The 23380-nt window shown below is 52.1% G+C and carries 22 protein-coding genes; 8 read left to right on the top strand and 14 right to left on the bottom strand.

The features are described from left to right. Positions 1-55: 55 nt before the first annotated feature. Entirely contained in the window at positions 56-868 is an 813-nt protein-coding gene (locus H8K26_RS03905; protein ID WP_190477435.1) for a TOBE domain-containing protein, read from the top strand. A gap of 15 nt (positions 869-883) precedes the next feature. Here the strand turns inward: H8K26_RS03905 and H8K26_RS03900 are convergent, their stop codons facing one another. The 4 genes from H8K26_RS03900 to H8K26_RS03885 all read right to left on the bottom strand — a co-directional run bounded on the left by H8K26_RS03900 (position 884) and on the right by H8K26_RS03885 (position 5614). Next, the gene (locus H8K26_RS03900) at positions 884-1324 is read right to left on the bottom strand and encodes a universal stress protein (protein WP_186896462.1); all 441 of its coding nucleotides are present in this window, start codon (positions 1322-1324) and stop codon (positions 884-886) included. An 89-nt stretch (positions 1325-1413) separates the two neighbouring features. After that, a complete protein-coding gene (locus H8K26_RS03895; protein WP_390365881.1) occupies positions 1414-2988 on the bottom strand; it encodes a DHA2 family efflux MFS transporter permease subunit in 1575 nt (524 codons plus the stop codon). 9 nt (positions 2989-2997) lie between these two features. Further along, positions 2998-4122, bottom strand: a complete 1125-nt coding sequence (locus H8K26_RS03890; RefSeq protein ID WP_190477433.1) for an HlyD family secretion protein — start codon at positions 4120-4122, stop codon at positions 2998-3000. Positions 4123-4150: 28 nt separating this feature from the next. Next, positions 4151-5614, bottom strand: a complete 1464-nt coding sequence (locus H8K26_RS03885) for an efflux transporter outer membrane subunit (RefSeq protein ID WP_190477431.1) — start codon at positions 5612-5614, stop codon at positions 4151-4153. 118 nt (positions 5615-5732) lie between these two features. On the opposite strand from H8K26_RS03885, the gene H8K26_RS03880 reads away from it, so the two are divergent. Next, entirely contained in the window at positions 5733-6350 is a 618-nt protein-coding gene (locus tag H8K26_RS03880; RefSeq protein WP_186896459.1) for a TetR/AcrR family transcriptional regulator, read from the top strand. A 5-nt stretch (positions 6351-6355) separates the two neighbouring features. Next, positions 6356-6727 (top strand): c-type cytochrome, encoded by a 372-nt coding sequence (locus tag H8K26_RS03875; protein ID WP_190477429.1) that lies wholly within the window; start codon positions 6356-6358, stop codon positions 6725-6727. A gap of 304 nt (positions 6728-7031) precedes the next feature. Here H8K26_RS03875 and H8K26_RS03870 read toward each other — a convergent pair whose 3' ends face one another. Beyond that, positions 7032-7538, bottom strand: coding sequence for a hypothetical protein (locus H8K26_RS03870; RefSeq protein WP_186896458.1), 507 nt, complete (start codon positions 7536-7538; stop codon positions 7032-7034). 218 nt (positions 7539-7756) lie between these two features. Between H8K26_RS03870 and H8K26_RS03865 the strand changes: the two genes are divergently transcribed. Further along, positions 7757-8356, top strand: a complete 600-nt coding sequence (locus H8K26_RS03865; protein WP_190477428.1) for a phosphorylase family protein — start codon at positions 7757-7759, stop codon at positions 8354-8356. A 76-nt stretch (positions 8357-8432) separates the two neighbouring features. Further along, on the top strand, positions 8433-8744 hold the full coding sequence (locus H8K26_RS03860) for a hypothetical protein (protein ID WP_186884861.1): 312 nt from the start codon (positions 8433-8435) through the stop codon (positions 8742-8744). Between the two features lie 51 nt (positions 8745-8795). Here H8K26_RS03860 and H8K26_RS03855 read toward each other — a convergent pair whose 3' ends face one another. The 7 genes from H8K26_RS03855 to H8K26_RS03825 all read right to left on the bottom strand — a co-directional run bounded on the left by H8K26_RS03855 (position 8796) and on the right by H8K26_RS03825 (position 15335). Beyond that, the gene (locus tag H8K26_RS03855; RefSeq protein WP_190477426.1) at positions 8796-9497 is read right to left on the bottom strand and encodes an ABC transporter ATP-binding protein; all 702 of its coding nucleotides are present in this window, start codon (positions 9495-9497) and stop codon (positions 8796-8798) included. Then, positions 9490-10659, bottom strand: coding sequence for an FtsX-like permease family protein (locus H8K26_RS03850; RefSeq protein ID WP_223826807.1), 1170 nt, complete (start codon positions 10657-10659; stop codon positions 9490-9492). The genes H8K26_RS03855 and H8K26_RS03850 overlap by 8 nt, the downstream gene beginning before the upstream one ends. A gap of 56 nt (positions 10660-10715) precedes the next feature. Continuing rightward, entirely contained in the window at positions 10716-11936 is a 1221-nt protein-coding gene (locus tag H8K26_RS03845) for an efflux RND transporter periplasmic adaptor subunit (RefSeq protein WP_223826806.1), read from the bottom strand. Between the two features lie 226 nt (positions 11937-12162). Beyond that, complete coding sequence (locus tag H8K26_RS03840) at positions 12163-13485, bottom strand: TolC family outer membrane protein (RefSeq protein ID WP_186884857.1); 1323 nt, start codon at positions 13483-13485, stop codon at positions 12163-12165. A 23-nt stretch (positions 13486-13508) separates the two neighbouring features. Then, positions 13509-13832, bottom strand: a complete 324-nt coding sequence (locus H8K26_RS03835) for a rhodanese-like domain-containing protein (RefSeq protein WP_186884856.1) — start codon at positions 13830-13832, stop codon at positions 13509-13511. Between the two features lie 24 nt (positions 13833-13856). Then, positions 13857-14507, bottom strand: a complete 651-nt coding sequence (locus H8K26_RS03830) for a protein-L-isoaspartate O-methyltransferase family protein (RefSeq protein WP_190477419.1) — start codon at positions 14505-14507, stop codon at positions 13857-13859. Between the two features lie 192 nt (positions 14508-14699). Continuing rightward, on the bottom strand, positions 14700-15335 hold the full coding sequence (locus H8K26_RS03825; RefSeq protein ID WP_186884969.1) for a TetR/AcrR family transcriptional regulator: 636 nt from the start codon (positions 15333-15335) through the stop codon (positions 14700-14702). Between the two features lie 449 nt (positions 15336-15784). On the opposite strand from H8K26_RS03825, the gene H8K26_RS03820 reads away from it, so the two are divergent. Continuing rightward, on the top strand, positions 15785-16042 hold the full coding sequence (locus H8K26_RS03820) for a YkgJ family cysteine cluster protein (protein WP_190477417.1): 258 nt from the start codon (positions 15785-15787) through the stop codon (positions 16040-16042). A gap of 32 nt (positions 16043-16074) precedes the next feature. Here H8K26_RS03820 and H8K26_RS03815 read toward each other — a convergent pair whose 3' ends face one another. Together H8K26_RS03815 and H8K26_RS03810 are read right to left on the bottom strand one after the other, a co-directional pair. After that, positions 16075-19425, bottom strand: coding sequence for a PAS domain-containing protein (locus H8K26_RS03815; protein ID WP_190477415.1), 3351 nt, complete (start codon positions 19423-19425; stop codon positions 16075-16077). Between the two features lie 346 nt (positions 19426-19771). Further along, a complete protein-coding gene (locus H8K26_RS03810; protein WP_190477413.1) occupies positions 19772-20239 on the bottom strand; it encodes a hypothetical protein in 468 nt (155 codons plus the stop codon). 443 nt (positions 20240-20682) lie between these two features. On the opposite strand from H8K26_RS03810, the gene H8K26_RS03805 reads away from it, so the two are divergent. Together H8K26_RS03805 and recQ are read left to right on the top strand one after the other, a co-directional pair. Further along, the gene (locus tag H8K26_RS03805; protein ID WP_190477411.1) at positions 20683-21528 is read left to right on the top strand and encodes an undecaprenyl-diphosphate phosphatase; all 846 of its coding nucleotides are present in this window, start codon (positions 20683-20685) and stop codon (positions 21526-21528) included. 3 nt (positions 21529-21531) lie between these two features. After that, entirely contained in the window at positions 21532-23376 is a 1845-nt protein-coding gene (gene recQ / locus H8K26_RS03800) for a DNA helicase RecQ (RefSeq protein ID WP_190477409.1), read from the top strand. Positions 23377-23380: the final 4 nt, after the last annotated feature.

Here is a 23380-nt window from a genome sequence, read left to right as displayed (position 1 = left end):
CTGATACTTCCGACACTGCCAGCTTCTGGCAGATGTTTTTAAGACGGGTGTTTGTATGACGAGCAAAGAGAAAACGATAGCCTTACATGGCTCGGTCTGGATGACCGTTGATGGAGAAAATTTCGGCGGCAAAGGCAGGATTGCCCTGCTGGCGCAAATCGCCGCTTGCGGCTCGATCACACAAGCAGCCAAAGCCATGAAGATGAGCTATAAAGCCGCCTGGGATGCGATTGACAGCATGAACAATCTGGCGGGCGAACCGCTGGTTGAACGACTGACCGGCGGCAAAGGCGGCGGCGGGACAAGGCTCACGCAACGCGGTCAGCAACTGATCGACAACTTCCACATTATCGAACAGGAACATCGTGATTTTATCCGGCAACTCAGTCAGCAAGCGGATGGCATCGCCGACGATTTTTTACTCATCAAAAAAATGAATATGAAAACCAGCGCCCGCAATCATTATCTGGGCAAAGTCACGCACATCAAACTGGGCGCGGTGAATGATGAAATAGAACTGACGATTGCAGGCGGGCAAAAAATTGTCGCCGTCATTACCCATGAAAGCACGGAAGAGCTGGGGTTACAGCCGGGTGCAGAAGCATTTGCGCTGATCAAATCTTCGTCGATTATCGTCATGACAGAAAATCAGAATACCCGCTTATCGGCACGCAATCAGTTAAGCGGCATCGTCACACGCATACAACCGGGTGCCGTGAATACCGAAATTATTATCACGATGGAAGGCGGCAGTACACTGGCTGCCATCATCACCAATGACAGCTGCATCGCGCTGGGCTTGCAGACCGGCACAGCTGCCACCGGTATATTCAAAGCCTCCAGCGTGATACTGGGTGTGCCGGCATGACAGGCGACGATTAAATCAACGATAAACCAATACCGGTATAGTCGAATGTGTGAGTACCTTCTGCGTTTCGCTGCCGAGTAACAAGGCATCCAGCCCGCGCCTGCCGTGAGAAGCCATGAAAATTAAATCACAGCCCTGCAGCGTCGCTGCCTCGATAATTGCAGCATAAGGCTGCTCTGCAATCTGCGACAACGTTGTACAAGGAACACCCTGTATCTGCGCCTGCTTTTCTGCCGCAGCAAGAATTTCCTGACTGATGTTATTCGCGATGTCGCGCAGAGTTGCAGGTGTCTGCGCAGAAAAAATGCCGCCCAGCCCATCGTACATGGTAGCGGCTTGCGCGGCACAGAAAAAACTGATGCGCGCACCAGACTCTTTCGCAAACAACACCGCTTTTTCTATGGCTGCCTGCGATAGTGCAGAGCCATCAGTGGGAACAAGAATATGTTTGAACATGAGAATTCTCCTGTCATCCGTGAGAAATTAAATGAAAGGGCTGACCGGCATCCGCTGCACCGGTCAGTCGCCTGACGAACGGGTGTCGTCTAGTGTCCGCCCGCTCCCGGCTCGACCACTCTGGTCGGTTTCGGTGCCAGCCAGATCACCGACGCAGCAACCAGAAATGCGACAGCGATACCCATCATTAACTGGTTGGTCGCCAGCATCACGCTTTGACTGGTAACCAGAGAATCGATGGTTCCCCGAACCGCATCAATTGCCATTCCTGAGCTTTCCAGCATTTTCTGTACACTCAGATCGGTATCGGTGAGCCCGACCAGTTCGGCATGATTGCGGGAAATCTGATCATCCCAGATGGTTGTCACCATTGAGGTTGCAAACGCACCGGATAAAGTCCGTAAAAAATTCATCAGACCCGCGGCAGAATCCATTTCACGTTCCTCGACACTGGCCATAGCGAGCCCGGTTGTAGGAATGAAGAAGAAGGGCAAACCTAATCCCATGAACATCAGCGGCATGGCAATGTCCCAGTAGCCCATATCTGTCGTGGCAAAGGTGCGCCACAAAGTCATCAGCCCCAGCCATGCAACGCCGCCAAACACCAACCGGCGCGGATCTGTTTTCGACGACAAGCCAGCGGCAAGAGGCGCAACAAAGACAGCAAAAATACCTGTCCATGCCGTTACCATGCCAGCCTTGGTTGAGGTGTATCCCATGAATGCCTGCAACCATTGTGGCGTCAACACATTCGCAGCAAAAAAGGCAGCAAACGCGACACTGATCGTGAGTACGCTGACGGAAAACCCGCGATGCCGGAACACCCGTAAATCGACAATCGGATGCTTTTCATGAAACTCCCAGATTAGAAAAACGACGAAACCCACCGCCGCCACCAGACTGAGCAAAACGATTTCAGTTGAGGCAAACCAATCGAGTTCTTTTCCTTCATCCAGCACCAGTTGCAAAGCACCGACCCAGATCACCAGCAATGCCAGCCCGACTTTGTCTATCGGATTGAGCACCGGCGCTTTTTCATAGCGTTTGAGTAATTGCCACGCCATCGCCGCGCATAAAACGGCAATCGGCAGATTGATATAAAAAATCCACGGCCAGGAAAAATCATCACACAGATAACCGCCAAGAATGGGGCCCAGCACCGGAGCGATCAGAGTGGTCATCGACCATAAACCTATCGCTGCCGGTGCTTTCTCTTTCGGAAAAATCCGCAGCAATAAAGTTTGTGACAATGGCATCAACGGGCCACCCGCAAAACCCTGACAGATACGCGCAAATACCAGCATGCCGAGAGAATTGGCGAGGCCGCAAAGACCAGAGAAAATGCCGAACATCGCCATCGCTATCGTGAATACACGCACAGCGCCAAAACGCGCTGCGAGCCAGCCAGTCAGCGGTACTGTAATCGCCTCTGCCACTGCATACGAGGTAATCACCCAGGTGCCCTGACTGCTGGTCGCACCCATTGCACCAGCGATGGTCGGTACAGATACATTCGCAATCGTCATATCCAGCACGGCAATAAAATTGGCAGCCGCCAGAATGATGGCGGCGAACCAGAGCATGCCGCCTGTCAGCGGTGCATCTTCTGACGCGCTCCCCGCTGGCGTACCGGGTGCTCCGCTCTGCAAAGCATGGTTTTTCATATTGCCTCCTTAGCGTTGCTGATCGCGGGTATCAATGCGGGCGCTCATGGAAAGGCCGACTTTCAGCGGATGGGCTTGCAGCTCTTTGGAGTCGAGCTTGATACGTACCGGTAAACGTTGGACAACTTTGATCCAGTTACCGGTTGCGTTCTGTGCCGGAATCGCGGCAAACGCAGCGCCCGATCCACCCGAAAAGCCTTCTACTATGCCGTGATAAGTCACGCTGCTACCGTGGATATCCGCCTGCAATGCAACCGGCTGACCGGCACGAACATTTTCCAGTTGTACTTCTTTGAAGTTCGCATCAACGTGCATCTCCTGCACAGGCACGACCGATAACAATGGCACGCCTGACGACACGCGCTGACCAAGCTGAGCCTGGCGTTTAGCAATAATGCCGTCAACCGGTGCGCGCACGACAGTGCGTTCCAGATCAAGCGCAGCCTGATCGCGGCGGGCGCGGGCAAGAGCAACTTCCGGATTGTTTTCTTCACTGACATTAGCGATCAATACGGCATTGGCCTCACGTGAGCCAAGCGCCATAGTTTGATTTGCCTGCGCCTGCGCAGCGGCGGCGCGGCTCGCTTCCAGATTCGCTTTCGCAGTTGTAAAAGCATTCTGTACACGGGTCAGTTCATCACCGGAAACCGAGCCTGAGGCGGCCAATGCTTCGCGGCGTTGCAGATCAATTTTTGCCCGCTCGAAATCGGCTTCCGCCGCACGCAACTGCGCCGCTGCTTTTTTCTCATCGGCTTCGCGGGCAGTGATCTGTGCTTTCAGACTGGCATCATTGGCGACAAATCCTCTGACCCGGCGTACAGCACGATTCAGATCAGCCTCGGCCTGCGCCAGTGCCAGACGCGCATCCGCAGGGTCGATCCTGACCAGGATCTGGCCTTTTTTTACCGCTTGGGTATCCGTGACTAATACTTCGTTAATCGTGCCGCCGACGGCCGATGTCACCTGCGCCACTTCGACTGCAGCGTAGGCGTTATCGGTAGAGACAAAATGCGAGCCATACGTGAACCAGTAAACACCTGCGGCGATCGCAGATAAAGCCACGACACCTGCAACACCGCCCAGTAATTTATTGCGTCTTTGTACGTTATTTGCGTTCAGATTCGTTTCAGACATGGTAAAAATCCTTCAGATAATTTTTAAATTAAGTATTTGCAGTTGACTGATAACCGCCGCCGAGCGCGCGCTTCATCGCGACATCGAGAGTAAAGGCACGCGCCTCCAGCGTGGTCAGTGCACGCAGGTTGATCAGCAGACTATCTTCCGCGGATAAAACTTCGAGATACGTTGCCAGACCACCCTGATAGCGATTTTTTGCAACGCCGTAGGCATCGGTCGCCGCCGCAACACCTTGTTTGCTTTTCATCAGTTGCGCACTTAATGCCTGCTGGCTCAGACCGGCACTGGCCACTTCCTGCAAGGCCTGACTAATCGCGCGGTGGTAGTTCGCCACAGCTTCGTTATAGCTGGCGGTGCTGCTGCGTAACTCACCCTGCAAGCGACCTGCGGTGAAGATCGGTAAAGAAATCGCCGGGCCGATACTGCCGGTGGAGGAACCACTTTTACTCAGCATATTCAGATCCAGCGATTGCACGCCTATGAATGCCGACAGATTGATATTCGGATAAAACTCTGCTTTTTTCTGATCTATGCTGTGCGCACTGGCTTCGGCTTGCAGGCGGGCCGCAACGATGTCCGGGCGGCGTCCCAACAGATTTGTCGCCAGTTCCGCAGGAAGACCGGTGGGCATCTGCAAATTCACGGTAGGACGGGAAATCGCCAGCGCACGGTCAGGCCCGGCACCCAGCAACGCAGCAATCCGATAACGCTGCAGACCGATTTGCTCTTCGTTTGCCAACAACTCCGCTTCGGCACTGATCAGTCGGACTTTCGCTTCACTCAGCCCGCCTTTGGTTTCCATGCCATAGGCAAACCGGTCGGCAAACATCTGGACGGTTTTCTGACGTATCTCTACCGAACGTTGCAGCGTGTCGCGTAATACAAATAATTGCGCCAGATCGGCGTACTGACTGGCGATGGCCGCGGCAAGAGTCAGACGCGCCTGTGCGTATTCGGCGCGGCTGGCTTGCTCCTGTGAAGTCGCCGCCGCCAGTGCAGCGCGATTTCTACCCCAGAAATCCAGCTCCCAGCTGACATCTAAAGTCGCGCGTCCGTAATCATTCCAGCCATTCGGCGTCATCGACTTTGGCGTCAGATAGTTGTAACTCATCTTTTGCTCTGTAATCGATGCATTGGCATTGACCTGCGGCTTTGTTGCCGCATTTTTTACCTGACTGAAGGCTTCTGCTCTTGCCAGTCGTGCGGCAGCGGCGCTCATGTCCGGCGCATCACGCAAGGCTTCGTCAATCAAAGTATTCAGTTGCGCATCCTGATATGCCTGCCACCAACGTTCATCGGGCCAGATGCTGGTAGCGGAGGTAGTCGCTGCGAACGCGTTTGCCGCTGGAAAATCAGCGCCAGTCTTCATTGATAAAGTTGGTTCTGATTGCGGCAACTGGGCGCAGCCGCCTAGCGCCAAAGTCAGCGCCAGCAGCAATCTGCGGAGCTTAATCTGAGGTAAAAACCCGGGTGAAGATATAGAAGACATAAGAAGTTCTCTCTTTCATTCATTACTGTACCGTACAGTACGTTTTACGAATTATAGCAACCACATGCTAAAATGAACAGGTCGGTACAGTTATTTATTTTTGAGAGATGCTATTGACATGAAAATGAAAACCGAAGCAAAACGGCAGGCCATACTGAGCGTGGCGGCACAGGCTTTTCAGGAATTGGGATTTGAACGGACGTCGATGTCGGAAATCTGCGCCCGGCTGGGGGGCTCGAAAGCAACGCTGTATAACTACTTCGCGTCAAAGGAAGAGTTATTTTTTGAAATCATGTACAAGTCTGCCGAGACCAAGCGCCAGGCAATGTTCGATGCATTCGACCAGACCAACACGGATATCACCGATGCCTTGCGTTACTTTGGCGAACATCTGCTGTCATTTCTGTATTCTCCAGAAATCATGGCGCAACGACACATGGCAATTACAGCGCCAGGGCAACTTGGCAAACTGCTCTATGAACGCGGCATTCTGAGTAGCCAGAGCATTATCACGAACTTTCTGCAAGACGCCATGACGCAAGGAAAGCTACGCCAGGGAAATGCGGCAGTCGCCACTCTGCAATTACATGGTTTGCTGGAAGCGGAATTAATTAATCCATTTCTGTTCAAGCTGCTGGAGCATGTCAGTGAAGCAGAAATCAAAGCAATGACGGCCAGAGCAATCGATGTCTTTATGGCGGCCTATGCACCGCAAAAACCGGCGCAGACGACATGAGCCTGATGAGGCAACGCCACCTGCTTCTGCTAGTCATGGCAATGGTTTCGCCATTTGCGGTCGCCGCAGGAAATGTCGAGGCGGGCAAATTGGTGTTTACATCGCGCTGCGCGTCCTGCCATCAGATCGGTGCTTCCGCACACGGCGGCTTTGCGCCACAACTGAACGGCGTGATCGGCAGAACAGCAGGGGCGACCATTGATTTTAAATATTCTCCCGCGATGAAAAATGCGAAGCTGATCTGGACAGAAAAAAATCTGCGCTCTTTTCTGCAAGCGCCGGAAGATGTCGTACCCGGCACGAAAATGCGCTTTTATGGCATGAGCGATGACAAAAAAATCGCCGATCTTCTGGCCTACTTGCGCAGCTTTCAGTAAGTCAATCTCAGCGAGCGCCGCTGCTTCTGCAACATAATGCAATCACCCAGTATGGTTGCGGCAAACCCGGTTATCCGCAACGATGCAATTGTGCAGCAAGACCCGTCTGTACCGCTGCACAATACCCCTTTTTTTCATAAAACAGGGGAGTATCAGCCAAAACATGCCAGATGTCCTTATAAACAAAGGCGGTCTGAATATACCCCCGGGAGTATATTCAGACCGCCTGTAGCCATTCCGGAATGCCCGGGCACAATGCCTGCGCTAAAACCGCGACAGACATCGTTCGCCAGCCACTGGCAGATTAATCGTTATGCTGCCCTCTGCCGTGCCCATTATCGTGGCCACGCCCATTTCCCTGACCACGGTCATTATCTTTACCGCGACCGTGTTCGCGATTATCTCTGTCATCGCGGCCATCGTAACCTCGGTTTGGTCCGTTGTTATAGTCGCGGTGTGGTTCACGATATTGACCGTCACGATAGCGAGGCACCACCTGAGTGTTATACCAATTCTCGGTCACAAAATAAACCGGCCGGCCACAAGCGTCATAACGTGAACAATGCTTATCCCAATGTTTGCGATGACCGGGAGGCACAACCAGATACAGCGGCGGCAATGGCGCGGGGCTGCGATAAACGATGCGGGGTTCGCGATAAATTAATTGCGGCTGCGGAAAATTACCGACATCCAGTTGCCCGTAAAAACCCGGCTGACCAAATTGCACCGATAAATTAACATTCTGCGCTGACGCCGACTCAACACTCAGCAATGAGGACGCAAGCGCCGCGAATAAAATGATTTTTTTCATATAAGCTCTTAAATTGTCTCTGCTGCTGTCAGCGAAATGAATGGCAACCAGACGAGCATCGTCATGCTATTTCGATGCGGTTTAGTTGAAAATGCCTGTACTCCTTATAACGCGCTGCAAAGAAAAAGGTTTACAGCATTTTGTTGATTTGCGACATGGCAGCCGATAAGGATACGCAATACCTTACACCCTTTCCCCTTGAATCCGACTCTCCTCCTATGAAGATCATTGTTCTGTTTCCTACTCAAACCGAAGCCAGCCTGTTTCAACGTAATGACGTGATCAGTATTGTTTCCGGCGTCGGCCTGACGGCAACCACGTATGCGACCGTCAAAGCGATACATGAGCACCGCCCGGACATGCTGATTTTGTCCGGCATTGCTGGCGTATTCCCTCATTCACGTTTCAAGATCGGCGATGTTGTGCTGGTAGAAAGTGAAGTAGAAGCCGACCTCGGATTTTTCACACCGACAGGTTTTGTCCACATGGCGCATCTGCCGATAGAGATGGAATTTGAACGCCGTCACACCTTGCACTGCGAACACATCCCCGTCGGACAACCCTTTCCGCTGGCACATGGTATTTCCGTCAATGCAGCCATGGCGCCGTTTATCGACAACAGCAAATGTGATATCGAGAATATGGAAGGTGCCGCTTTTTTCCATATCTGCCAACTGGAAAAGCAGAAATTTCTGGAACTCCGGTCAGTCTCAAATTACGTTAAAATCGGCGACGATCAATGGGATATGCTCGGTTCAGTGCAAGCAATGACTGCGGGTTTGCATCAATTGATCAATCATTTGCAGACAAACGAATAAAGCACTTCCCTGGCAAGACAGTTCAGGCCGGGGAGAGCTAATTCTCCGGCACACTTACGCAGAAGGAAATCATCCGATGAGGTCATTACCTGTCATGGAATTTGCTCACAGAATCATGGTGTCGGCACTCTCTGCGTGGATTGCCTGGAGCGCCATTATTGCGATTGCTGCACCGTACCGCCCCGAAGGTTTTTTATTGATACTGTTCATGTGCTCGCTGGTGCTGGTCTACCTGACGTGCGTATGGGCGGTCACACCATTGATTTCCCGTCAGTTGTGGTTACTCTGGAAAGTCATTGCGCAGGCCTGCGTTGCTCTGGTGCCATTCATGCTCATCGTCGTCTTCGGACATTTTATCGGTCTCAATGTCAGAAACTGGTTCAGCTGAGTCCTATCTGAACCAACTGAATCAGCAAAATCAACAGAGCCGGTCTTACGTTTAAGTCACGGAAGAAATCGGCGGAGCGATTCTTCCGTCGACCAACTCTATCGTACGATCACAACGTTCTGCCAACTCCATATTGTGCGTCACCATCAGAAACGTGGTGTGTTGATCGGCATTCACTTTACGCATCAACTCAAAAATAGCGTCAGTGGATTTGGTGTCGAGATTACCGGTAGGCTCATCTGCGAGTATCAACGGCGGATTCAGTGCCAGCGCCCGCGCGATCGCCACCCTTTGTTGCTGACCACCAGACATATTTCCCACCAGACTATCCTGCCATTGCCTCAAGCCCACTTCAGCTAACAAATGCTGTGCCCGTTCGCGCATACGATCATCCGGACGACCATTCTGCATCAGCATAGGCATCATCACGTTTTCTGTCGCGCTGAACGCAGTGAGCAAATAATGCGACTGAAAAACAAAGCCGATCGCCTGCCCGCGTAACTGCGTCAGCCGCGCCTCATCAAGATTGCCGGTATCCTGCCCGGTCATAATCAGTTGCCCGCCACTGGGACGATCCAGTAAGCCTATGATATTGAGCAAGGTGCTTTTACCGGAACCTGAAGGTCCGATCAACGCGGCAAACTCGCCCTGCTGCAGGTGTAAATCGATATCAAACAACACCTGCGTTTCTGCCGGCGTACCGACAGCATACGATTTACAGACTTGTTTAAGAAGGAGGACAGTATCAGCCACGGATCGCCACCACAGGATCAAGTCGCGCGGCACGCACCGCCGGGGTCGCCGCAGCAAGCACACCGGCCAGCATCGCCAGCAATGCGCTCCAGACAAAGAACTGCCAATCGACATTAATCACAAACATGGGCGTTCCATCCGGATTTCTGGCAACGATTTTCCACATCGCCAGTAAGCCAACCGCCATCATAGAGCCGATCACAGATCCCGCTAAACCAACCAGCGCACCTTGTATCAGGAATATCCGACGCACCTGCCCGCGGCTGCCGCCCATCGCCCGCAGGATGCCTATGTCTTTTTGCCGCTGCACAACCGACACCACCAGCACACTGGCGATCCCCGCTGCCACCGACAGCGCAACGAAAAGACGGATCAATAAACTGGAATAAGTCTGCGCCCGCATCGCCAGGAAAAACTGGCTGTTGGTGGTAATCCAGCTCAGCGCGTTAAGCCCCGTACTGTTGGCAATAGATTGCGCAATATCCTCTGCGCTGTAGGGATCATGCACCGTTAATTCTATGCTCGACACGCCACCGACCATATTCAATAAATTCTGTGCGGTCGACAACAGCACATACACGTTACGCTGATTGGCAGCGCGGCTACCCAGATCAAAAATGCCGACGATATTCAAGATCAGACTGGTGCCTGCTGCTGAATTGAGGCGTAATTTATCACCGAGCCCAACGCCCATGTCTTCCGCCAGTTGCGTGCCTATCATGACGTCGGTATTCGTCAGGCGAAAAACACCAGCGGTTATTTTTTCTGAGAGCGGCACGATCTTGTTGTATTGCTCGGGCAAAATGCCGATCACTGACACCGATTGCGTGGCGCTGCCGCGCACCACCAGTGCCGGTCCGGTTGTGGTAGGCGAGACGGTCACAACGTCGTTGCGAGCCTCGACCTGATCGCGGATTTTTTGCCACTGGTCGATGGTATTCACGCGCTGCGACGGTTTTTGTATCGTCGTCACGATCTGCTGTCCCGGTGCGGCAAGCAATACCGGGGTCGCCTGCTGCTTCGGTCTTTCGAGCGTGATATGCGGCTGCGAACTCAGCACGCGGCGAAATAAATTGGCCTGCAAGCCTGCCAGTAAGGCCGACATAAACACGATCACGCCGACACCGATAGCAACCCCGAGAATAATAAACAGAGATTGCATGCGCCCCTCCCGCAAAAAACGGGTGGCGACTATCCACTCAAAAGGAAGCCAGCTATTCATGGCTGCGGATTTTTCGTGACGACAGGACGTACCCGCTGCCCCGCCTCGACCGTCATATTTGTCGCTGGCAATACGACGTCATGCTGATTCAGCCCGGAAGCAATTTCCACGCTTTTATCGCCGCGTATGCCTATCGTCACCGGACGCCGGGCTGCGCGGCCATCCACCACAGCCATCACCCACGGATGCAGCGTACTCGCATCACGGATCGCTTCTACATTCAGCGATAAAGCATTCTGACTTCTGGCGACTTCTATCTCCACCGATACCGTCATATCCTGCGTCAGAAACAGCGGTGGTTTTAATACGTTCAATTTGACGTTCACTGATCCCCTCTGCGCGTCAACGCCGGGGTTAATATACGCGACTTGTACCGGAAATTTCTGCCCGGGATAGGCATCAGTCACGCCGAAGGCAGACTGCCCCATACGGATGTAACGCAGATTCTTTTCATCTATCTGCACCACTAACTGGCTGATTCCTGCGGGCGATAACACCATCAGGATTTTGCCCGGCTGCACGATATCGCCACGCTCTACGTCTCTGGCAATCAGGACGCCATCCACTACCGCCGTGATTCTGGTGTGCTCAAGTTTGGCCTGCGCTGCCGCCAGATTCGCTTTCGCCTGCTGTAATCCGGCAACAGCGAGTTGATAATCGCTGCCGTCGGGCTTACTCGATTGCAGCTGGAATTGCGCACTCTTTAACTGACTTCGCGCAACATCGAGCGCGCGCTGCGCCTCATCGAGCTGCGCCTTACCGACAAAACCCTGCGCAACCAGCTCGCGGGTGCGCTGATATTGCTTATCGACGTTAATCAGATTGGCCTGTGCCTGTACCAGCACTTGCTCCGCGGTCGGCTGCGTCAGTTGTTGCAACTGCCTGAGTCTGGCCTCGGCTTGCCGGACATTCGCCTGCGCCAGCTCCAGCGCTGCTTTTTCGTCGGCAGCAGCCAGCTCTATCAACAGCTCTCCTGCTCGCACAGTCTGCCCTTCTTTGACGGGAACAGCAGCAACGCGCCCGGTAATTTGTGTACCGACATCCACTCTTGCAGGTGTCGCCACCCTGCCGCTGGCAACCACGGTTTGTACTAATTCACCGCGTTGCAAAGTAAAGACCTCCAACCGGGGACCAAACAGCGAGGACGAAAAAATCAAGCCTGACAGCAAGATCAATCCGGCCAGAACAAAGACTGGTAGCAGCCAACGCTTATTCAAAAACCCGGACAACGCCATAAATGACTTTCATAAGTAAATCGGTAGCCAGGCTGGACGACAACATCTGTGTACCAGCGATCAGCACCTATGATACGTCAGTGTTCACTCTGCGCTAAAGTACAAATTGATATGCAACAAACTGGCATGATCAAAATCAAAAAAGCCCGCATTCAGCGGGCTTTTTTGTTGTCGGACTGTTGTCCTGGAATCGACTTGCTTTTTGTTTTTAGCGCTGCAACAAAGTATTCACTTCAGATAAATCTTCTTCTTTCAATGTACCCGCTGCCGACTTCAGACGCAGACCATTCATGATGGTGTCGTAACGTGCTTTCGCCAGATTCTGACGAGTGGTATACAACTGTTGTTGCGCATTCAGCACATCGATATTGATGCGGACACCAACCTGATAACCGAGTTTATTTGAATCCAACGCAGACTGACTGGAAATTTCTGCTGCCTCATATGCTTTAACCTGTGCCAGACCGCTGGTCACGCCGGTGTAAGCCTGACGCGCGCCTTGCGCTGCGCTGCGACGATTTGTCTCCAGATCGTTGCGGGCTTTTTCTTGCAAGGCAACGGCTTCTTTGACTTTGCTGTCAACCGCAAAACCGGCAAATAATGGAATGCTCCATTGCACACCGATCGTCGTCGGTTTCACAACGCCGGTGCCAGTCGAAGAAGCACCACCTGTTGCGGTACGGCCGGTACTCGCCACCAGATCCAGCGTAGGATAATGTCCGGCGCGGTTTCTTTCAATTTCACGTTTCGCGACTTCAACTGCAACTTCGGAGGCGACAACATTGAAGTTTTGTTTTTCAGCGGAGCTGACCCACTCATTCACCGCTGCTGGCTGAGGTGAATTCAGTTTTACACCGGCTTTCAGTGTCGCCAGTTCACCCGCTTCCTTACCAATGATTTGCTGTAAGGCGGAACGCTTGACCTGCAGATCACTTTGCGCAGCGAATTCCTGTGCCGTTGCCAGGTCGTAACGCGCCTGTGCTTCATGCGTATCGGTAATGGTTGAAGTACCGACTTCAAAGTTGCGTTTCGCTGATGCCAGTTGTTCTGAGATCGCCACTTTTTGCGCCTGCAATGTTGCCAGCGTATCTTGCGCGGCGAGCACATCGAAATAGGCCTGACCGACACGTACGATCAAATCCTGTTTTGCCTGAGCAAACTGCGCTTCGCTGATCACGACAGACAATTTACCTTGTTCGTATTGTTGCCAGTTCGCCCAGCGGAACAAAGGCTGCGACAAGGCAAGCGACCAGGTATTCGAGAAGGTCGTAAAATTGCGATCCGCATTCGCAATATCTGGTTGTGATTCGACACGTGAACGGGTATCACTTCCGTTCAGACCTATCGTTGGCAGCAAACCAGCGCGTCCCTGAACTGACTTTTCCTGACCAGCCGTCAGCGAGGAACGGGCGCTCGCATATTGAGGGTCATTCGCCAGAGCATCCTGATAAATTTGCAGCAAATCAGTAGCATTCGCACTCAGCGACAGGAAAGCACTTGCAAGCAGTGCAGCAACAACTGGATTACGCATGAAACACTCCGAATAAAAGTTAGTTAATAGGTCGGCATAGCCGGATCGACTTGCTGTGCCCACGCATGCACACCACCAGTCAGGTTAATCACTTTGCTGTATCCCCGGTGTTCGAGGAAATGAGCGACTTGCATACTGCGACCACCGTGATGACAAATACAAACAATCGTCGCATCCTCATCCAGCTCATTCAAGCGCGCAGGAACTGTCTGCATAGGCATCAGCTGTGCGCCCTCAATATGACAAGTTTCATACTCGCCGGGTTCCCGGACATCGAGTAAAAGCGGAGATTTTTTACTGCTATCAGTCAGCCATTGCGCTAGTTCTTGTGCGGTGATGTGTTGCATACGTTTTCTATTTTGACTAACAGATCAGAATTTGAATTGTGAGGAAGGTACGGCGCCCGGTGCTGCCGCAACCACCGTATCAAACACAATGCGAGTGTCGTATGCGGCATCAGCAGAGCGGGTGATCAGTTCTGCGTGCATGACCGGCAAGCGGCCAACAATTGCCAGCAAACGACCGCCGATATTCAATTGTTTTTTCAATGTTTCAGGAACCGATTCCACGGCGCCGGCAACCACGATCACATCATACGAACCTGTATGCTGACCGGACAATCCGTCTGCCAGTAAAACGCTGACATTCCGTACGCCATCTGCCGCCAGATTTTTTTCAGCAAGTTCTTTCAGCACCAACGATGTTTCCAACACAGTCACGTGGCTGGACATAGAAGACAGCAAAGCCGCCAGATACCCGGATGCAGCGCCGATCAGCAGCACAGACTCCTGTTTTTTAAGGCCCAGTTCCTGAACAATGCGCGCCTCCAGTTTAGGACTCATTGCTTTAGAGCCGTCCGGCAATGGCAACTCTGTGTCAAAGAAAGCCAGTGTTTTCTGGTCTTGCGGAAAATAGTTTTCCCGCTTCACCACAATCAACATATCCAAAATATCCTTATCCAACACGTTCCAAGGACGTATTTGTTGTTCAATCATGTTGAAACGGGCTTTTTCGATATTCATTTGTTCACTCGATTGCATAAATTAAAGGAACCCGCATTTTATCAAAGCACTGCTCTGTATGCCGGTTTGATTCCGGTATTCAACGATATTTAATGTCTTTTCAGTACGCCATTTTCTGTTTAAGCAGACGCCGGAATCATTCAACAGGTATAAATCACCAGAGTCACCATTGGCGCGTCAGCCAAGCCACATTTATCCCTGCCGTATCAATAAACTATTCCAGGCCATCTGGATGTAATGCTCCAGATAGACGTTGAGTTTTTCTGGCTCGATCTGGCACACGCATGATGAGTGCTTCCACATCATCATCATGATCACCGGCGCGATCAACAATCTGGTATCGATTTCCAGATCGATATTCCGGATCTCACCACGCTGCATTCCCCGCGCCAGCACCGTTGCCAACAATGCCTCACCGCGGGCAATCACTTCATCCTGATAAAACCGTGCAAGCTCGGGGAAATTTCCGGCTTCCCCCATCATCAGTTTTGGCAAACCGGATAACTTAGTTTCTCCCGCATTGCGCCACCAACTCAGTGTCAACTCCCGGAACAGACTTTCTGTATTACCTTCAAAAGCCGTGATCATCCCCTCAGCTTCACCCAGCAGCGGCACGATGTTTTCGCGCACGACTGCTTTGAACAAATCTTCCTTGCTTGAAAAATACAAATACAAGGTTCCTTTGGAGACGCCTGCGGCTTTCGCAACATCATCCAGACGGGTCGCAGCGAAACCGCGCTCAACAAACAGATTTAACGCAGCAGCAAGCAATTCCTGAGGACGAGCTTCTTTGCGGCGCTCCCATTTCGGTTTAAACGGACATGACATCATAACGATAACTTTTCACTGAATCTCAACACAGTACGCACCGTCAGGTCATATACAAACATAACAACCATTGATTGATGCACACTGCCTTTGTAAGTATAAATAACTTACCCATGAGTCAGTAATGTAATCCGCCGTCCAGGTAGCGTCAAGCAGCGATTCCTGCGCATCATGCAAGAAAGACAGCGGCAAAACCAGGCAAATGCGACAAAATGCCAAAATCTGCACTTAAAATGATGAATTGACGGCATCACCTGCATGCGGGTATTAGCCGTTCTACCAAGCGCAACGCCATCGCACTCTGGCTCATTAATCATTGGATGTCTAAGCAAGTATGAAAAGAATTCACGGTCGCAAGCCAACACGCGCAAATTCAGAGAATGCTGTTAACGCGTTCCGCAGAACAATATCCGCCCAGTCCGTCTTATCCCCAAAAAAGGAGGCGATCCATGCAGTGTCGTGATGCTTGCGGTGCGTGCTGTATCGCACCGTCGATTTCCAGCCCCATACCTGGCATGCCTGAAGGGAAGCCTGCGGGCGTTAAATGTATACAACTGGCAGATGATCTGCGATGTCTGATTTTTGGGAAGCCTGAGCGACCAGCCTGCTGCTCTGGCTTGCAGGCGTCGCATGACATGTGCGGAACAAATCGCGAACACGCAATGTTATGGTTGCATGAACTGGAAAAAGCGACCGCACCGCGATGAACATCATGCAAACGCTGAATCCCGCACTGTTCTTATTTCTGTGCCTTTACGATGCGGTTGCGGCCACCGTTTTTAGCCCGATACAGCGCTGCATCGGCCTCCGCTAAAATGCTCTCGGGGCTGCCATTCAGTGGCGCGATACCTCCGCTCAAAGTGATTCTGATGCAATGGCCTTCACCGGAATCGATCATGCTGTCTTCCAGAGCAAGACGTAAACGTTCAGCGACCATCATGCCGTCTTCAGCGCTGGTGTTTGGTAACAGCACAGCAAATTCCTCGCCCCCCAGACGGCCAGCCAGATCGTCTTTACGCATGGTATTGCCGTGCAGAAGACCGGCAAGATAAACCAGCACTGCGTCGCCAGCAGCGTGACCAAAGCTGTCATTCACATGTTTGAAGTGATCAAGGTCGAGCATAATCAGCATGCCGCCTTTTCCGCCTTGAGCGATCAATGTCAGCTCTGCCTGCAGACGCGCCATGAAGGCGCGGCGATTCGCTAACCCCGTGAGCGCATCTGTGGTCGCTAAATACTCCAGATTCTGCTCATGGCGTCGCCGCTCGGTGACGTCACTGACGATCATCAGGCGACCAATATTGTCGTCGCCATTTTTCAGCGGAATCAGATTAATTCTGATGGTGCGGCCATCCGGCAAACTGTATTCGCCATCTTCGACAGATTCTTGGAATGTATCCAGAATGTCTTGCGAAATCATTTTGCGAAAGGCTTCCCGGTTGATCCCGGTCAGCGCCACAGGAGGCGTCTGCACCCCCAGAAGATCACAGATCACGCGGTTCGCCACAACAACGTCGCCATTCTGATTTTGCGCCAGAACACCACCCGGAAAATGTTGTATGACTTCAAATAAGTGCGCGCGGGTGCTGCGTAATGCATCCTCTATCCGCCGGCGCTCGGTGGTATCGACCATGGTCCATATCAGATCACCCTCAGGATTATCGGGATCCAGCAAACTGCCACGAACCGCAAACCAGCGCAACTCACCACCAACGATAAACTGTTGATAATCAATATTAATGCCGCCATCCTGCCGCACCGTTCTGTAATAGCCGCCAAAGGTATCAAAAGAATCGTCATCAGGATGGATGATGCGAATACTCCTGCCGGTTAATGCCAATCCATCTTCAGAAAACGTATCAATCGCACGCTGATTTGCCAGACGGATAATGCGCTGCGGGGTAGTCACAAACAAAGCTGCCGCCGCATTATCGAGCAAGGCACGGCGCAAGGTTGTATCGGCCATGCGCTGACTGATGTCCGTCTGCGTTCCTATGACCTGTTGTCCTTTGCCATTGAGTTCCTGCGTAATCTGGCCGCGTATTTCTACCCAACACCAATCACCTTGCGATGTCAGCAGACGGGTTTCAACATGAAACGGCTCACTGCGCTCTATTTGTGCCTGTAATTGCTGTAGCACGCTCATTCTGTCGTGTGGATGCAGCCACTGGCTCCAGTCATCAAATTGAATAGTGTCATCGTGTGCCGGATAGCCCAGCATTTCGTAACAACGCGCATCCAGTTGGATCTGACCACTGCCGAGATCCCAGTTCCACAGACCATCCTGCACCGCCAATACGGTCAGGCGTAAACGTTCTTCCCTTTGTTGCAAGGCTTCATGCTCTGCATGCTGTTTGGTCACGTCTTGTATATAACCGTGCCACAAGGTATTGCCGTCCGCTTCACGCTCAGGATTAGAGCATCCGGCTAACCAGCGTATCTCACCGTTATCACGGACAAAGCGATATTCGTTGAACCAGGGTGTCAGCGCGCGGGCGGATTCGTCAATACTGGCGCGCAGTTGCGGCTGATCCTGAGGATGAACGTGCTCAAGCAGAAAAGCAATATCCTTTGCCGCTTCTTCCGGCGTCGTATCGTAAATATCCACAATATGCGGGCTGGCATACGGGAAATAGCCGCTACCGTCAGGGCGTTGGCGATATTGATAAACAACACCCGGTACTTGCGCCACCAGTTTGGTCAGGCGTTGCTCTAATTCTCTGCGCGCAGCCTCGACTTCACGACGCGCGGAAATATCGGTAAAAATACCAAACACCTTACGTGCCCGGCCATCTTCGTCATGCAGAATCACCCTGCCGCGCGCACTGATCCAACACCATCCGCCATCGCTACGCAGCATTCGATGTTCGTTCTCAAAGTTATCGGTTTTACCGTGGCGTACCTGTTCCAATTCGGCATACACCGCTGGCCAGTCATCCGGATGAATCAAACGCCGGATACCCTCAATACTCTGTTCAAGATCGTCCGGAGTAATACCCAATATGAAATGAATGCGACTATCGATGTTCATATGGTCGTTACTCAGATCCCAATCCCAGACACCGAATACGCCGCCTTCCAGCGCCATCTCGAAACGCCGCATATGCTCCTGCAGCAACATCTGTTTGCGACGCACGCGCTCGAATAAGGAAACAATCCACAACACGGCAGCCAGAATAAGAAGCGTACCCAGCGCATTTCTCCAGCGGCTGTCAGAAATCGCCTCATGTAAATTCTCCAGTGCACGCTCACTATCCAAGCCGACGCTGACCACGAGCGGATAGTTTTTCAAGCGGTTCCAGGCGTAGTAACGCTCAACACCATCAACCTTCGCCTTGACATGATATTCCCCCTGATTTTTTTGTGGCATCCGCACAAATTCACGTTCCGGCGCGACCCATTGCGTCATCGCCTTATCCTGCATCACCGAGCGCGCCAGATAGCTGCCATCGTTGCGCACGACAAATGCGACGTCGCTGCCGCCGGAAAACACCTCACGGAAATAATTGGAAATGTAATCGGGTGAGATGGAGAGCACCAACACGCCGGCAAATTGACCGGCACGCTCCACCGGGTAAGAAAACTGCAGCGACCATTTGCCTGAAACGCGTCCCATGATCGGACGGCTGATAAATAATTTTGCAGGGCCACCATGTGTATGCGCCAGGAAATGCTCACGGTCTGCAATCGACACTTTAGGTGCTGCGCCCTGCGGGCCGGACAAACTCGAATAAACGAGATTTCCGCTGACATCGGCGACGGCAATTTGCAAGATACTGTCACGCGGAAAAGTCTTGAGTGCAGTCTCAACTGAACGCGGAAAATCCGGTGCACGGTCAGTCACGAACTTCGTTGCGAGCGTGTGCGCCAGATATTCGAGGCTGGCGATCGACGAGCTGACCTGCGTCACCATCGCCGCCGACATTTGCACTGCCCGCAAACGCGTCTGATATTTATTGTCCTCTAATTCAGAGGCCTGATAACGCAGCAACTGCGCCCAATACAATGCGCACAGCAGTAATGCCAGCGTAATCGCAATGAAGGGACGTAAAAATGCACGGTGACGGGGGAAAATTCTGCTGGATATCATTTTAATCATGCTTTCAACTACCGGGTATTCACATCCGGTAGCTTTCTGTTTCGCACGCATTGACCTCAACACGTGCAACTAAGTTCAGAATAAGCGATTTACTGACGAAACAGAACAGAGCAAAAACTCTATCTTTGCGGAAACTCAGGCTATATCAAATCATAGACACAATGATTGACATTTAGTCGTCAAAAATAGACGGAAATGTGCTTCCGATTTAGCATCGGAAAAAGAAAATGCACCGCCAGCAGTTGACGATGCATTTGAAGAATAAAGCGAAGAATAGCGTCATTCCAAAAATGGAATATCGAGAAATTAAGTGGCCGCAGGACCAGCTTATTTCTGATTACATCAGGCGCATACGCATGGTGTCGCCATTCAGAAAGAAAAGCGACACGCCATCGTCGTGCGCTTTCACCAGATCGACCTGTTGTTCAAGTACCGTTGCATAGATTTTCTTGCCATCTGCACGGAAAATTCCGAACCAGCATTTGCTATTGGAAATCAGCTTAGAGACTGAACGTGCCGCCAGAAATAAATACTCACTACCACGCACGTTCATGCTGGCACTCAGTATCTGCCCGCGCGCAAATGGCGTTGGCAAATGCGCCGAGATAATCCGTGCCCCCTGATGATCAACTTCCATCACCGCACCTTTGGTCGGCCGGGATGGTTTCACTACAAATTGATACGACCCCATATTTGTTGGCACCTTCGCCGCAATTTCTGCGGTTTCCGGAAAATCCTGAAAATACGTCCCCGAATTTGCTTGCTGCTTCAGGGAAGCGCTGGTTTGTATGCCGGATTTTTGCATGGTGATATCTCCTCTGCTGGCAATGATGTGCAGACATCTGCATTCGTTTTCCATCTCATCACTCAACAAGGCGATCACGATGGAGGAGTAAAGTATCTTTAAACCTCACAAGAACAACAATAATTTTTAATTAAGTATTAAATTCCGATACTATGCGTAGCAATATCTGCACGGCATTGCTTACCCTGCCCAAATCGGGCTACACAGGTAAAAATATACTCCCCCCAGTATCTAAAACAGCTCAGCAAATACGCTGACATTAGCTGCATTATTGAAAAATATGGGGGGAGTATGCATTTCTGGCCGTATTTCCCGGGTCGCGGGCGGCAAAAACCGGAATTGAGTCGCGTCCGGCATGTTAAGCTTCATGCCTGCTAAAACTGCGGCTTCCGCCCGGTTCAATATCGCCCGATTCAACATCGATTACACAAGTGACAAACGCTATGGATTTACTGCTCGCCGTTAAAATTATCATCATGGGCATCGTCGAAGGTCTGACGGAGTTTTTGCCTATCTCTTCCACCGGTCATCTGATCCTGACCGGCAGCCTGTTGAATTTCACCGGTGAGACGCAAAAAGTATTTGAAATCGTGATTCAGGCCGGTGCCATTTTCGCCGTCTGCTGGGAATACCGCGCCAAAATTGCTTCAGTACTATCTGGCCTCGGCCGCGATCCCAAAGCACGCAAATTCACACTCAATTTGCTGATCGCCTTTTTTCCGGCAGCCATTCTGGGTCTGCTGTTTTCCAAACACATCAAAGCCGTGTTATTTGCGCCGGTGCCAGTAGCGCTCGCCTTCATCGTCGGAGGCCTGATTATTTTGTGGGTAGAACGCAATCAGAAAGGTGCCGACACGCACGATGACAGCCATGCGCGGATACAGACGGTCGATGACATGACACCGCTCGATGCGCTCAAAATCGGCGTCGCGCAGGCGTTTGCGCTGATCCCGGGCACCAGCCGTTCCGGTGCCACGATCATCGGCGGTATGCTGTTCGGCCTGTCACGCAAAGCGGCAACCGAATTCTCCTTTTTCCTGGCGATACCAACCCTGCTGGGCGCCACGGTTTATTCGCTCTACAAAGCCAGAAACGAATTGTCGATGGCAGATTTGCCGATGTTCAGCCTTGGCACTGTGGCGGCGTTTATTTCTGCTTTCTTTTGCGTACGCTGGCTGTTGCGCTACATCAGCTCACACAATTTCAATGTGTTCGCGTGGTACCGCATCGCGTTCGGCATCATGATTCTGATCACCGCATATACCGGCATGATTCAATGGGTTGATTAAGCAGTGTCATCAGCAAGTTATCCCGCCAATACGGTTGATCAGGCGCTGCACCTGCTGCAAACCGTTTTTGGCTATCCCGCTTTCCGTTCGCAACAAGGACAGATCGTAGAACATGTCGTGCACGGCGGTGATGCACTGGTACTCATGCCGACCGGCGGCGGTAAATCGCTGTGCTATCAGATTCCGGCACTGATCCGTCACGGCGTTGGCATCGTGGTGTCACCGCTAATCGCGTTGATGCAGGATCAGGTCGATGCGCTGGCCGAAGTTGGCGTACGCGCAGCATTTCTGAATTCCACTCAGAGTTTTGACGAGATACTTGGGGTTGAAAAAAAGATGCGCGAAGGCGAGCTTGATCTGGTCTACATCGCGCCCGAACGTTTGCTGACGCAGCGCTGCCTGGAATTGCTGGAAGTCGTTGATATCGCCTTGTTCGCGATTGACGAAGCGCATTGCGTATCGCAATGGGGACATGATTTCCGGCCTGAATATATCCGCCTGTCGATACTGCACGAACGCTTTCCGCAGGTGCCGCGCATTGCACTGACGGCCACCGCCGATCAGCAAACCCGCGATGAAATCATCCATCGTCTGCGCCTGGAAAATGCGTTGCAATTTGTGTCTTCGTTTGATCGCCCGAATATCCGTTATCAGATCGTCGAGAAAGGCAACGGGCGTAAGCAGTTGCTGGATTTCATTCAGGCGCAGCATGCGGGTGACGCCGGTATCGTGTATTGCCTGTCGCGCAAAAAAGTCGAAGAAACTGCCGAATTTCTGAATGAAAACGGCATCACCTCCCTGCCCTATCACGCAGGTATGGACATGACGGAGCGCAGCCGCAATCAGGCGCGCTTCCTGCGCGAAGATGGCATCATCATGTGCGCCACGATTGCGTTTGGCATGGGGATAGATAAGCCGGATGTGCGTTTCGTCGCCCATCTGGATCTGCCAAAAAGCGTCGAAGGTTATTATCAGGAAACCGGACGCGCCGGGCGCGATGGCGCCAGCGCGAATGCCTGGATGGCGTATGGTTTGCAAGATGTGGTGCAGCAGCGACGTATGATCGATGAATCGGAAGCCAACGACACGTATAAACGCGTGCAAGGCGTCAAGCTCGATGCCATGTTATCGCTGTGCGAAACTCTGAATTGCCGTCGCGTTCATATTCTTGATTATTTCGGACAAGCATCCGACCCCTGCGGCAACTGCGACACCTGCCTCAGCCCGCCGACCTCGTTTGATGGCACGATCGCGGCACAAAAAATTCTGTCCACCATTTACCGCGTCGATCAGCGTTTTGCTGCCGGTCATATTGTCGATATCTTGCGCGGCATCGATACCGAACGCGTACAACAGTGGCGTCACGAACAGTTGTCAACGTATGGCATAGGATCAGACAAAAGCGAAGCCGAATGGCGCGCGATTCTGCGCCAGTTGATTGCACTCGGCCTGATTGCAGTCGACTATGAAAATTACAGCTCACTGAAACTGACCGAAGCATCACGCGCTGTCTTACGCGGTGAAACCAAAGTTCAGTTGCGGCAATACAAAAAAGCAGAAAAAGCGGTGAAACATAAACGCCAGTCTGCGAAAGATTATGCGGAAGCCGAGCTCGGTGCAGAAGAACAGGCCTTGTTCGACAAGCTGCGCTGGTGGCGTGTCGAAACAGCGCGCACACACAACGTCCCGGCGTATGTGATTTTCCCCGATGCCACATTGCGCGAAATCGCCCGCAACGCACCGCAAACACTGACCGCGCTACGTGCGATTTCAGGTGTCGGTGATAAAAAGCTCGACAGTTATGGTGCAGAAATTTTGCAACTGATTGCAGAACTGCACGCGACCTGACATG

Source organism: Cognatundibacterium aquatile, from assembly GCF_014699135.1.
GTDB classification, from domain to species: domain Bacteria; phylum Pseudomonadota; class Gammaproteobacteria; order Burkholderiales; family Burkholderiaceae_D; genus Undibacterium; species Undibacterium aquatile.
The sequence above is the reverse complement of the archived record's forward strand: the minus strand, read 5'-3'. Positions and strand labels throughout refer to the sequence as shown.

Bases quoted from the DNA above. Each gene is read 5' to 3' on its own strand.
- H8K26_RS03905 (WP_190477435.1), top strand. From the start codon at position 56: ATGACGAGCAAAGAGAAAACGATAGCCTTACATGGCTCGGTCTGGATG.
- H8K26_RS03900 (WP_186896462.1), bottom strand. From the start codon at position 1,324: ATGTTCAAACATATTCTTGTTCCCACTGATGGCTCTGCACTATCGCAG.
- H8K26_RS03895 (WP_390365881.1), bottom strand. From the start codon at position 2,988: ATGAAAAACCATGCTTTGCAGAGCGGAGCACCCGGTACGCCAGCGGGG.
- H8K26_RS03890 (WP_190477433.1), bottom strand. From the start codon at position 4,122: ATGTCTGAAACGAATCTGAACGCAAATAACGTACAAAGACGCAATAAA.
- H8K26_RS03885 (WP_190477431.1), bottom strand. From the start codon at position 5,614: ATGTCTTCTATATCTTCACCCGGGTTTTTACCTCAGATTAAGCTCCGC.
- H8K26_RS03880 (WP_186896459.1), top strand. From the start codon at position 5,733: ATGAAAATGAAAACCGAAGCAAAACGGCAGGCCATACTGAGCGTGGCG.
- H8K26_RS03875 (WP_190477429.1), top strand. From the start codon at position 6,356: ATGAGGCAACGCCACCTGCTTCTGCTAGTCATGGCAATGGTTTCGCCA.
- H8K26_RS03870 (WP_186896458.1), bottom strand. From the start codon at position 7,538: ATGAAAAAAATCATTTTATTCGCGGCGCTTGCGTCCTCATTGCTGAGT.
- H8K26_RS03865 (WP_190477428.1), top strand. From the start codon at position 7,757: ATGAAGATCATTGTTCTGTTTCCTACTCAAACCGAAGCCAGCCTGTTT.
- H8K26_RS03860 (WP_186884861.1), top strand. From the start codon at position 8,433: ATGAGGTCATTACCTGTCATGGAATTTGCTCACAGAATCATGGTGTCG.
- H8K26_RS03850 (WP_223826807.1), bottom strand. From the start codon at position 10,659: ATGCAATCTCTGTTTATTATTCTCGGGGTTGCTATCGGTGTCGGCGTG.
- H8K26_RS03840 (WP_186884857.1), bottom strand. From the start codon at position 13,485: ATGCGTAATCCAGTTGTTGCTGCACTGCTTGCAAGTGCTTTCCTGTCG.
- H8K26_RS03835 (WP_186884856.1), bottom strand. From the start codon at position 13,832: ATGCAACACATCACCGCACAAGAACTAGCGCAATGGCTGACTGATAGC.
- H8K26_RS03830 (WP_190477419.1), bottom strand. From the start codon at position 14,507: ATGAATATCGAAAAAGCCCGTTTCAACATGATTGAACAACAAATACGT.
- H8K26_RS03825 (WP_186884969.1), bottom strand. From the start codon at position 15,335: ATGTCATGTCCGTTTAAACCGAAATGGGAGCGCCGCAAAGAAGCTCGT.
- H8K26_RS03820 (WP_190477417.1), top strand. From the start codon at position 15,785: ATGCAGTGTCGTGATGCTTGCGGTGCGTGCTGTATCGCACCGTCGATT.
- H8K26_RS03815 (WP_190477415.1), bottom strand. From the start codon at position 19,425: ATGATATCCAGCAGAATTTTCCCCCGTCACCGTGCATTTTTACGTCCC.
- H8K26_RS03810 (WP_190477413.1), bottom strand. From the start codon at position 20,239: ATGCAAAAATCCGGCATACAAACCAGCGCTTCCCTGAAGCAGCAAGCA.
- H8K26_RS03805 (WP_190477411.1), top strand. From the start codon at position 20,683: ATGGATTTACTGCTCGCCGTTAAAATTATCATCATGGGCATCGTCGAA.